1 tRNA gene and 1 rRNA gene are annotated in these 334 nt (G+C 54.5%); both read right to left on the bottom strand.

Annotation, left to right across the window (positions count from 1 at the left end):
• Position 1 precedes the first annotated feature (1 nt).
• Positions 2–78, bottom strand: a tRNA-Met gene (locus tag CG50_RS16105).
• Positions 79–177: 99 nt separating this feature from the next.
• Positions 178–292: ribosomal RNA gene (gene rrf / locus CG50_RS16100) — 5S ribosomal RNA — on the bottom strand.
• Positions 293–334: the final 42 nt, after the last annotated feature.

Genomic DNA, 334 nt, shown 5'->3' with positions numbered 1-334 from the left:
TTGGTTGCGGGGGCAGGATTTGAACCTGCGGCCTTCAGGTTATGAGCCTGACGAGCTACCGGGCTGCTCCACCCCGCGCCGATGATCCTGTTTTAGCAGGATTGGGGTTCTGTCGGATCCCCTGAGTTATGAGTTTGGGGTTTGTGATATCGGATAGAGAGAGACGCTCTTTGCTAGGTTTGGCGGTGACCTACTCTCCCACGTCTTAAGACGCAGTACCATTGGCGTGTTGGCCCTTAACGGCCGAGTTCGGGAAGGGATCGGGTGTTTAGCCAGCGCTATGACCACCAAACCGAGGAAGGAGCGTACCAAGTCAAGTTAATATGTATGCATG

This window comes from Paenirhodobacter enshiensis, from assembly GCF_000740785.1.
Classification (GTDB): domain Bacteria; phylum Pseudomonadota; class Alphaproteobacteria; order Rhodobacterales; family Rhodobacteraceae; genus Rhodobacter; species Rhodobacter enshiensis.
The sequence above is the reverse complement of the archived record's forward strand: the minus strand, read 5'-3'. Positions and strand labels throughout refer to the sequence as shown.